General features: G+C 73.8%; 7 protein-coding genes. 3 read left to right on the top strand and 4 right to left on the bottom strand.

Going from position 1 to position 10,106, the window contains the following annotated elements; translation table 11 throughout:
- Window positions 1-68: 68 nt before the first annotated feature.
- Genes pabB through ACFU53_RS43275 form a run of 3 tightly spaced genes read right to left on the bottom strand, consistent with a single transcriptional unit; the run spans window position 69 to window position 4,628 of the window.
- A complete protein-coding gene (pabB, locus tag ACFU53_RS43285) occupies window positions 69-2,282 on the bottom strand; it encodes an aminodeoxychorismate synthase component I (protein WP_384005285.1) in 2,214 nt (737 codons plus the stop codon).
- A 20-nt stretch (window positions 2,283-2,302) separates the two neighbouring features.
- Window positions 2,303-3,514, bottom strand: coding sequence for a cytochrome P450 (locus ACFU53_RS43280; protein ID WP_384005284.1), 1,212 nt, complete (start codon window positions 3,512-3,514; stop codon window positions 2,303-2,305).
- A gap of 49 nt (window positions 3,515-3,563) precedes the next feature.
- Window positions 3,564-4,628 (bottom strand): ornithine cyclodeaminase family protein, encoded by a 1,065-nt coding sequence (locus tag ACFU53_RS43275; RefSeq protein WP_384005283.1) that lies wholly within the window; start codon window positions 4,626-4,628, stop codon window positions 3,564-3,566.
- A 287-nt stretch (window positions 4,629-4,915) separates the two neighbouring features.
- On the opposite strand from ACFU53_RS43275, the gene ACFU53_RS43270 reads away from it, so the two are divergent.
- Genes ACFU53_RS43270 through ACFU53_RS43260 form a run of 3 tightly spaced genes read left to right on the top strand, consistent with a single transcriptional unit; the run spans window position 4,916 to window position 8,082 of the window.
- A complete protein-coding gene (locus ACFU53_RS43270) occupies window positions 4,916-6,568 on the top strand; it encodes a (2,3-dihydroxybenzoyl)adenylate synthase (RefSeq protein ID WP_384005282.1) in 1,653 nt (550 codons plus the stop codon).
- On the top strand, window positions 6,565-7,824 hold the full coding sequence (locus tag ACFU53_RS43265; protein WP_384005281.1) for a DegT/DnrJ/EryC1/StrS family aminotransferase: 1,260 nt from the start codon (window positions 6,565-6,567) through the stop codon (window positions 7,822-7,824). Before ACFU53_RS43270 ends, ACFU53_RS43265 begins: the two co-directional genes overlap by 4 nt.
- Window positions 7,825-7,860: 36 nt before the next feature.
- Window positions 7,861-8,082: a 4-oxalocrotonate tautomerase family protein gene (locus ACFU53_RS43260; protein WP_384005280.1), complete on the top strand. Its 222-nt coding sequence runs from the start codon at window positions 7,861-7,863 to the stop codon at window positions 8,080-8,082.
- Window positions 8,083-8,215: 133 nt separating this feature from the next.
- Here the strand turns inward: ACFU53_RS43260 and ACFU53_RS43255 are convergent, their stop codons facing one another.
- Window positions 8,216-9,772, bottom strand: coding sequence for a DHA2 family efflux MFS transporter permease subunit (locus ACFU53_RS43255; RefSeq protein WP_384005279.1), 1,557 nt, complete (start codon window positions 9,770-9,772; stop codon window positions 8,216-8,218).
- Window positions 9,773-10,106 lie beyond the last annotated feature (334 nt).

The following is a 10,106-nucleotide window of genomic DNA, read 5'->3' as shown; positions in this document are numbered from 1 at the left end:
GGCCGGCGCCTGCGCCGAGTCGTTCGCGCGGCTGCGGTGAGCGCCGCCGGCCGGCGGTGCGGCGGCGCTCACCGCGCGCTGCCGGCCAGCAGTGCGCGGTCCCGGGCGAGGGCGAGGGCGCGGGCCTGGCGCAGCGCCCGCAGTGTGGTGCGGGACTTGAGCAGCATCTCCTGGACCTCCTCGTCCGGGTCGGACAGCGCGATGACCGCCCCGCCCACGCCGATGGTGGCGGCCTCCTCGGTGGCGACGATCGTGCGGATGACGATGCTGAGGTCGACCGCCCCGCTCAGCGCGAAGTAGCCCAGGGCGCCCGAGTAGACGCCGCGCGGCCCGGCCTCCAGGTGGTCGATGAACCGCATGGTGCGCACCTTGGGGGCGCCCGTCATCGACCCGCCGGGAAACGCCGCCCGCACCGCCCCGGGGCGCGAGACGCCTGCCGCCAGCTGTCCCCGTACCGTGCTCACCAGCTGGTGGACGGTGGCGTAGGACTCGACCTCGAACAGGCTCGGCACGTGCACGCTGCCGATCTCGCAGACCTGCCCGAGATCGTTGCGGACGAGGTCCACGATCATCAGGTTCTCGGAGCGGTCCTTCTCGGCGGCGGCCAGGTTCCGCGCGAGCGCGTCGTCCTCGCCCCGGGTGGCGCCGCGCGGCCGGGTGCCCTTGATCGGCTTGGACTCGGCGGTGCCCGCCGCGTCGATGCGCAGGAACCGCTCGGGGGAGGAACTGAGCACCGCCCCGCGGGGGAACTGCAGATACGCGGCGTAGGGGGCCGGGCTGATGGCGCGCAGCGCCCGGTAGGCGGTGAGCGCATCGACGCGGCCGGGCACGCGCAGCAGGTTCGTCAGGCACACCTCGTAGGTCTCGCCGTCGCGGATGAGGCGCCGGCACTGCTGGACCAGTTCCCGGTACTGGGCGACGTCGTGGCGGAACTCCACTGCGAGCGGCGGCAGTTCCTCCTCGGGCAGCAGCAAGAAGGGCGGGCGGGGCACGGTGGCGGCCAGGGCGTGCGCGGCGCCGGCGAGCCAGGCCTCGGCGTCGCGGGCGCTGCCGCGGTGGTGCGCGCCGCTCAGGGCGAGCAGCCAGGCACGGCCCTCGGCATGGTCCAGGGCGAGCATCCGGTCGGCGAACACGAAGGCGCCGTCGGGCAGTTCGGCGGTGTGCTCCCGTTCGCCGCCGCTGTCGGCCTTGGTCTCGTAGCCGAGGTAGCCGACATAGCCGAGGTTGAACTCGAAGGGCAGTTCGGCGGCGGGGACACGGCGTGCCGCCAGCTCCTGCTCCAGATACGCGAAGAGCGTGCCGGGCCGGCGCTCCACCTCGGCGCCCGAGCGGTCGCTCACGCGGACCAGCCGCTCGGCGACGTCGTAGGTGAGGATCTGGCCCAGCGGGCCCGCGGGAGCGCCGAGGAAGGTGAAGCGGGACAGGCCGGGGTCGATGCGGCTGCTGTCCAGCCAGAAGCGGGCCTCTTCGCTCGCGAAGAGTTCCTCGAACGCGGCGTCGGCGTCGGGCACCGCGGCCAGTTCACGCACGTGCAGCCGCAGGCCGCCGGGCCCGGCGGCAGTGTCCCGCCCGGCGGCAGTGGCGGCGGTGTCCCGCCCGGCGGCGGTGTCCCGCCCGGCAGTGGTGTCCCGCCCGGCGGACTCGCGGTCGCCGGCCGGGCGGGGGGTCCCGCCGGCCGGCGGCGGCAGGCCCCGGGCGCGCAGGCTCAGATCCCGGAAGTTGGCGAGCAGCCGGTGGCCGTGGTCGCTGCTGATGGACTCCGGATGGAACTGCACGCCCCAGCGCGGTGCCCGGCGGTGGCGGACGGCCATCAGCAGCCCGTCCGCGGTCCATGCGGTGGCTTCCAGTTCGGGGGGGAGCTCGTGGACGGTGAGCGAGTGGTAGCGGACCACGTTCAGCGGCTGGGGGATCGCGGCGAACAGCTCGCGTCCGTCGTGACGGATCGCGCTGATACGGCCGTGCACGGGTTCGGGCGCGTGGCGCACCACGGCGCCGCCGAGCAGGCACAGGGCCTGGTGGCCCAGGCACACCCCGAGCAGCGGCAGCTCCCACTGATCGATGACCCGGCGGCTGAGCCCCAGGTCGGTGTCGACGGCGGGGTGGCCGGGGCCGGGTGAGACGACGACGTTGTCGAAGTCCCCGGGCCGCAGCGCCGCCCACCCCTGGTGGTCGTCGTTGCTGATGACGACGGGGGGCCGGGCGTTCACCTCGGCCAGCATCTGGAAGAGGTTGTAGGTGAAGGAGTCGTAGTTGTCGATCAGCAGGGTTCGTACGGTGCGCACACTTGGCCCCTTTTCCGCTCTCAGGCTCGCCGTACGGTCAGCGGCAGGTTCTGCACACCGAACAGTCCCTCTCGGTGGTGGCGCAGCCGCGCGCCGGGGGTGATGTGCAGGTCGGCGAACCGGTCGAGGAGGGCCTCGAGCGCGATCCGGCCCTCCAGGCGGGCGAGCGGCGCGCCGAGGCAGTAGTGGATGCCGTGGCCGAAGGCCATCTGCTGGGCCGGCTCGCGGCCGGGGTCGAAGCGCTCGGGGTCGCAGAAGATGCGTTCGTCGTGGTTGGCGGACAGGACCGAGGCGAGGACCATGCGCCCGGCGGGGACGGCGTGCCGGGCGATCTCGGTCTCCCGGGTGGTGACGCGGGCCGTCACGGTGATCGGCGGACGCAGGCGCATGACCTCTTCGATCACGGCGGGGATCAGGGTGCGGTCGGCCCGGGCCCGGGCGGCGGCCTGGGGGCTGTCCTGCAGGCACAGGGCGGTGTTGGCGAGCATCAGGGAGGTGGAGATGTGTCCTGCCATCAGCAGCAGGCCGCCGAATTCCGCGATCTGGCGGTCCGTGAGCCGCTCGCCGCCGGCCTCGGCGGCCACCAGCCGGGAGATCAGGTCCTCGCCCGGGTTCTTCCTGCGGTCTTCGACGTGCCCGAGCAGGTAGGCGTGCATCGCCTGCATCGGCTCCCTGACGAGCCGGTGGTACTCCTCGCCCGCGTCGTCGCCGAACTGCAGGTCTGTCGGGTCCTCGACCTGCATCGACAGCATCCGCTTGGACCAGGAGCGAAAGAGGGTGCGGTCCTGGGCGGGCACGCCGAGGAGTTCGGCGATCACGATGACCGGCAGCGGGTAGGCGAAGTCCTCCACCAGGTCGAACTCCTCGCCCTCGATGCCGTCCAGGAGCTGCCCGGCGAGCGCGGTGATCCGCGGCTCCAGCTCGGCGATGGTGCGCGGCGTGAACGCCCGGCTCACCAGGCGGCGCAGCGTGCGGTGCACCGGCGGGTCCGTCACCGAGAGGATCTGTTCGGTGAGCGCCCGGGAGTGGGGGCGCAGCCGGTGCAGTTCGGAGGAGAACACTCCCGCATCGGCGCAGACGGCGAGCACGTCGGCGTGGCGGTAGACGTGGAACACCCCGTGCTCGTCCTCGTGGACGGGGTGTTCGTCGCGCATGTGCCGCAGCCAGGCGAACAGGCGTCTTCCGCCGTCCTCGAGGGTCGGCCGGGGGGCGGGCAGGGTCGTGGGGGCCATCGGCCAGGTCTCCTTCACGGTGGTGCCCGAAATGGGGGGCGGGCCTGGTTCAGCGGGCGGCCGGGGCGCCGGCGGGCAGGGGCTGCAGCGCGTAGGGGTCAAGGGCGTCGGCCGGGTGGTGCTCGATGGGCAGCCGGCGGCCCAGCCCGTGCTCGGCCGCCGTCTGCAGGAACACCTCCATCGCCAGGGCGTCCTCGAAGGCGAAGCCGGTCGAGTCGAAGACGCTCAGCCGCTCGCGCCAGGGGCGGGCCAGCGCCGGTTCGGCGGCCAGCCGGGTCAGGCCCGGTGCCGTGCGGTGCCCGGCGAGCTGCTGGCACTCGCCTTCGCGCCGGGCCTGCTCGGGGTGGTCGGCGCTGACGAACGCGCGGGTGAGCAGCGCGAGCGGCAGTTCGGTCTTGCCGACGAGGTCGGCGCCGACCGCGTTGATGTGCAGGTGCTCGCGGTGCGGGCCGTCGGGCAGCACCGGCCCCGCGCCGGCGGGCACCGACGTGGCGGTGGTGACGATGTCGCACTCGGCGATGATCCGGGCGGGGTCGGCGATCTGAACGGGGATCTTGGTGAAGGCGGCGCGGCGCGCGAAGCTGTCGCGGTGGGCCGCCTCGGCGTCCCACACCAGGACCCGTTCCAGTTCGAACACCAGGGACAGGGCGTGCAGCTGGGTGACGGCCTGGGCGCCCGCGCCGATCAGGCCCAGGGTGCGGCTGCCGGGGCGGGCCAGGAGCCGGCTGGCGACGGCGGAGGCCGCGCCGGTGCGCATCGCGGTGAGCAGCACGCCGTCCATCAGGGCGGTGAGCGCGCCGGTGTGGTCGTCGTAGCGGGCGACCGTGCCGATGATGGTGGGCAGGGCGAAGCGGCGGGGGTTGGCGGGGCTGTAGCCGACGGTCTTGAGGGTGATGCTGTCGCCCGCATCGCGGTGCGGCATCCACTCGAAGACGCCGGGCACCGGCTCGGCACGCTCGAACCCGCCGCGCGGCGGCGACAGGTCCCGTTCGCCGCGGCCGATCTGCGCGAACCCTTCGGCGAGCCGGTCGATGATCCGGCCCATCAGCGCGTCGCGCCCGGCCGCGGCCACGACTTTCGCGATGTCGTGGCTGCTCAGGACCCAGGTCTCCATCGGATGCTTCCCCATTTCTTCGCCCCGCTCTTGGCACGGCTGCGCTCAGCCCGCAGTGGGCATGCTGGCTTTTTGTGCTGACGCAGGGCTGATCGGCGCCTGACGCGCGGCACACCGCGGGCCGTGCGCGCCCTTGTCTGTGCTGACGCAGGGCTGACCGGATCTGTGCTGACGCAGGGCTGACCGGCGCCTGACGCGCGGCACGCGGCGGGCCGTGCGCGCATCAGCGGCGTGTCAACGCCGGTGCTCAGACTGGGCCGCCACGGGCAACGGCGGAAGGAAGAGTGATGCTGGACGACTGCGTTCCCTGGCCCGAGGAGACGGCCGCGCGCTACCGCGAGGCCGGATACTGGCGGGGCGAGACGCTCGGCGGGCTGCTGCGGCGGTGGGCCGGCGAGTACCGCGACCGGGAGGCGCTCGTCTGCGCGGACGGGCGGCGCCGCATCACCTACCGCGCCCTGGATGTGTGGTGCGACCGGCTCGCCGCGGGCTTCGCGGCGCGCGGCGTCGCCGCCGGGGACCGGGTCCTGGTGCAGCTGCCCAACACCCCGGACTTCGTCGCGGTCTGCTTCGCGCTGTTCCGTCTCGGCGCGCTGCCGGTGTTCGCGCTGCCCGCCTACCGCGCAAGCGAGATCCGCCACCTCGCCGAGGTGTCCGGCGCGAGCGCCTACGTGATCCCGGACACCTGCAACGGCTTCGACCACCGCGAGCTGGCCCGCACGCTCCGAGGCGACCTGCCGGACCTGGCGCGGGTGTTCGTGGCCGGGGACCCGGGCGGGACCGGGACGGGCTTCACGGCGCTGGCCGACGTGGACGCCGAGCCCATCGGCCTGCCCGAGCCGGACGCCTCGGACGTGGCGTTCTTCCTGCTGTCCGGGGGGACCACGGCGCTGCCGAAACTGATCCCGCGCACCCACGACGACTACGCCTACCAGAGCCGGGTCACCGGCGAGATCTGCGGCCTTGGCCAGGACAGCGTCTATCTGGCGGTCCTGCCGGTGGAGTTCAACTTTCCCTGGGGCTGCCCCGGTGTCATCGGCACGCTGGCCGCCGGCGGCCGCGTGGTCTTCGCGCGCACGCCGCAGCCGTCGGCCTGCTTTGCGCTGATCGAGCGCGAACGCGTCACGCTCACCTCGCTCATCCCCACGATCGTCCATCTGTGGCTGGCGGCCGCCGAGGAGGGCCACGGCCACGACCTGAGCAGCCTGCGGGCCGTCCAGGTCGGCAGCGCCAAACTCCACGACGAGGTGGCCGCCCGCATCGAAGGGGTCCTCGGCGCGCGGCTGCAGCAGGTCTTCGGCATGGCCGAGGGACTGCTGACCTTCACCCGGCACGACGACCCGCGCCACACGATCCTCACCACCCAGGGCCGGCCCGTCTCCCCCGCCGACGAGATACGCGTGGTGGACGAGGGCGGCCAGGAGGTGCCCGACGGCGAGACCGGCGAACTGATCACCCGGGGCCCCTACACGCTGCGCGGCTACTACCGGGCGCCCGCACACAACGCCCGGGCGTTCACACCGGACGGCTTCTACCGCAGCGGCGACCTGGTGCGCCGTACGCCGGGCGGTGAGATCGTCGTCGAGGGCCGCATCAAGGACGTCGTCGTCCGCGGCGGCGACAAGGTCTGCGCCACCGAGGTCGAGGGACATCTGAGCGCGCATCCGGACGTCCAGCAGGCCGCCGTCGTCGCGATGCCCGATGCGGTGCTGGGAGAGAAGATCTGCGCGTACGTCATCGCGGTGCCCGGCCGGCCGGCCCCGAAGCCGGCGGCGCTGCGCGCCCTGCTGCGCGCGCGGGGGCTGGCCGCGTACAAACTGCCCGACCGGGTGGAAGCCGTCGCCTCCTTCCCCCTCACCGGCCTGAACAAGGTCGACAAGAAGGTCCTGCGGGCCCGCATCGCCGACACCCTGCGCCGGCGTGCCGGGGAGGCGGCATGAGCGGCCCGGCACGTGCGGGGGGCGGCTACCGCGTGCCCTTCGCCCGCCGCGGCAGCGTCGTCGGCGAGCGCGACCTCGCGGCCCTGGCCGAACTCGTGCACGCCGGCGGCTCCCTGACCTCCGGGGTGTGGCGTGAGCGGTTCGAGGAGCGCTTCGGCGGGCGGATCGGCGCCCGCCACGCGCTGAGCGTCACCAGCGGAACGGTGGCCCTGGAACTGGCGACCCGGCTTTTGGACCTGGCGCCGGGCGACGAGGTGATCGTGACCCCGCAGACCTTCCAGGCCACGATCCAGCCCCTGCTCGGCCACGACGTGCGCGTCCGCTTCTGCGACGTGGACCCCGACACCCTGAACATGGACCCCGGCGTCCTGCAGAGCCTGGTCACCGACCGCACCCGGGCGATCTTCCTGGTCCACTACGGCGGCAACCCGGCCGACATGGACCCGATCATGGCCGTGGCCCGCCGCCACGGCGCGGTCGTCGTCGAGGACAGCGCCCACGGCATCGGCGCCCTCTACAAGGGCCGCCACCCCGGCGCACTCGCCGACATCGGCTGCTTCAGCTTCCACTCCACCAAGAACATCACCACCCTCGGCGAGGGCGGCATGATCACCCTGGCCCGGGACGAGTGGGCCGAGCGGGTCCTGCGCATCCGCGACAACGAGGTGGACGGCGTGTACGTGCCGCGGGCCGCGCCGAAGGATGCTCCCGCGCTGCTGCCCTGGATGAAGTTCGCCGACGGCGTGTACCGCCACACGGCCGTCGGCATACGCGGGGCGGGCACGAACGCCACCATGTCCGAGGCCGCGGCGGCCGTCGGTCTGGTCCAGCTGGACGGCCTGGAGCAGTTCGTGGCCCGCCGCAGCTGGATCGCGGGCCGCCTGGACCAGGCGCTGTCGGCGTTCGAGGGGGTGCGCCTGCACCGCGCGGCGGCGGACAGCCGTCACTCCTACCACCTCTACACGTTCTTCCTGTCCGCGGGCCGGGAGGTGCGCGAGCGCTTCGTCCGCGCCGTCGACCGGCTCGGGGTGGAGATCCAGCTGCGCTACTTCCCGCTCCATCTCTCCCCGGAGTGGCGCCTGCGCGGACACGGCCCCGGCGAGTGCCCGCACGCCGAACGCCTCTGGTTCGAGGAGCACGTGAACCTGCCCTGCCACCCCGGCCTGAGCGACGCCCAGGTCGACCATCTGGTGTGGGCGGTGACACGGGCGCTCGCCCAGGCCCACCAGACGCCCGGCCTGGCCCGCACCGGGTAAGGGGGGCGGGCCGGGCCCGGAAAAAAAGGGGAGAGAGTGCGACGCGTTTTCGAGCGAAGGGACTGGAAGGACATGCCCTACATCGACGTCAAGATCTACGAGCGCCGTCTGACGCGGGAGTCGGAACGCGCCCTGATCGAACGCCTCACCCAGGCCGTGGTGGAGGTCTTCGGCGAGGAGATCCGGGAGCAGACCTGGGTCAGTCTGACGGGCGTCCCCCCGCAGCGCTGGGGCATAGCGGGCGCCCCGGGCCGGTGACACCCCCGCCCGCAGACCCGGGCCAGCCTGACGGGCGTCCCCCCGCAGCGCTGGGGCATAGCGGGCGCCCCGGGCCGGTGGCACCCCCGCCCCCCCCGGGGCGCCCTGCGGCCGGCCGCAGGGCCCCGGCCGGCTACCCGGCGGCGGCCTGCCGGCCGGCCGGGACCCGCGGCGCGCCGGGACCCGCGGCGTCGCCCGCCGCCCGGTCGGCCAGGTGCAGCAGCACTCCGGCCAGCACGCCGCCGGTGAACACCGCCGCGGCGCCGATCAGCTGGCTGGTGCTCACCGCCTTCTCGAAGGCGTCGTGCACCTGGCCGCTCAGCACCGGATCGCCGCCGGCCTCCGTGAGAGCCTCGGCCATCGATCCCGAGGCGGCGACCCCCACCGGCAGCAGCGCCGCGAACCGCGACCCGAGGACGGCACCGAGCACCGCCACCCCCAGCCCGCCGCCGAACTCGGTCAGTGTGCCCTGCACCCCCGCACCGGCCCCCGCCTTGGCGGGCGGGATCGACGACATGATCGACACGGCCATGGCGGGCATGGCGAGCGCGATGCCGCAGCCCATCAGCACCAGCCCGACGAGCATCCCCCCATACCCCGCGCCGGCCCCCGAGCCGAGCACCGCGACCGCGCTCAGCCCGGCCGCCAGCAGCGTCATCCCGAGCGTGATGGACCGTGCCGCGCCCAGCTTGGCCAGCAGTTTCGCGCCGACGCCGGCAAGGTTGAGGCAGACGATCGTCAAAGCGAGCGGCGCGGTGCGCAGACCCGCCTGCAACGCGTCGTAGCCGAGCACGAGCTGCAGGTGCTGGGTCAGCAGGAACAGCGACCCGGCCATGCCGAGCGCCACGAGCAGCCCGCCGGCGATCGCCCCGTTGAAGCGGCGGCTGCTGAAGAAGCCCATGTCCAGCATCGGGTGGTCGATGCGCAGCTCCCAGCGCACGAAGAGGAACAGGGCGACGACGCCCACCACCGCCGCCGCCAGCACCCGCTGCGAGGACCACCCGTGCTCCGGCCCGGAGATGATCGCGTACACCACGCCCACCATGCCGAGGGTGGACAGCAGCGCACCCAGGACGTCCGGCCGCTCCCCTTGCGGGTTCTTGGTCTCGGGCACGAGCCGGGCAACGGCCAGCAGCCCGAACAGCGCGACGGGAATGTTGATCAGGAAGATCGAGCCCCACCAGAACCGGTCCAGGAGCGCTCCGCCGATCAGCGGCCCGGCCGCGAAACCCAGCGAACTGACAGCGCCCCACAGGCCGATGGCCCGCGGCCGCTCCTCGTCGTCGAAGACCTGCATGATCACCGCGAGGGTGGTGGTCGCGAGCAGCGCGCCCCCCACCCCCATCCCGGCACGGGCCGCGATGAGCTGTCCGGAACTGTGCGCCATGGCCGCCGCGGTGGAGCCGAGACCGAACAGGACCAGCCCGGCGAGCAGCATCAGCCTGCGGCCGTAGCGGTCGGCGAAACTGCCCGCGGTGAGCAGCAGCCCGGACTGCACCAGGGCGTAGGCGTTGATCATCCACTGGACGTCGGCCGTACTCGCGCCGAGGTCCTCGGTGAGCACCGGGATCGCGACGTTGAGGACCGTGTTGTCGAGCAGGACGACGAGCTGGGCCAGACAGATCACCGCCAGGATGACCCAGCGCCTCGGATCACGTTCCGCCGCTACTGATGGCTGGGTGCTGTGCAAGGAGTTCCTCCTGGGGGGTGGCCGGGCCCCGGTCGTCCGGGCCCGGAATGGGATGAGCACGGCCCGGGGGGGGCCGCCCGCTGCGCTCTTGCGCGCCGGCCGGGCCGTTCCCGGCCCTTTTGCGGGGCCGGCCGTTCCCGGCCTTCGCCGGGGCTGCGGCCCGCCCCCGGCTTCTTTCGGGTACGGCCCGCTCCCCGGCTTCTTTCGGGGCCGGGTGGACTGGGCACGCTTCCTCGGCGCCCTGCCCGTCCCCGCCCCCGTCCCCGCCCCCGTCCCCGTCCCCGCCCCCGGCGGGGGCGGGGACGGGCCGGGTGGGGTGGGGGGGGCGGGGGGT

The sequence above is a fragment of the Streptomyces sp. NPDC057474 genome (genome assembly GCF_042802555.1).
Classification (GTDB): domain Bacteria; phylum Actinomycetota; class Actinomycetes; order Streptomycetales; family Streptomycetaceae; genus Streptomyces.
Note: the sequence above shows the minus strand (reverse complement) of the source record. Positions and strands in the feature narration are given on the sequence as shown.

What these genes read in the sequence shown, in the direction of transcription:
- ACFU53_RS43265 (WP_384005281.1), top strand. Translation starts at nt 6,565, where the DNA reads ATGAGCGGCCCGGCACGTGCGGGGGGCGGCTACCGCGTGCCCTTCGCC.
- ACFU53_RS43270 (WP_384005282.1), top strand. Translation starts at nt 4,916, where the DNA reads ATGCTGGACGACTGCGTTCCCTGGCCCGAGGAGACGGCCGCGCGCTAC.
- ACFU53_RS43280 (WP_384005284.1), bottom strand. Translation starts at nt 3,514, where the DNA reads ATGGCCCCCACGACCCTGCCCGCCCCCCGGCCGACCCTCGAGGACGGC.
- ACFU53_RS43275 (WP_384005283.1), bottom strand. Translation starts at nt 4,628, where the DNA reads ATGGAGACCTGGGTCCTGAGCAGCCACGACATCGCGAAAGTCGTGGCC.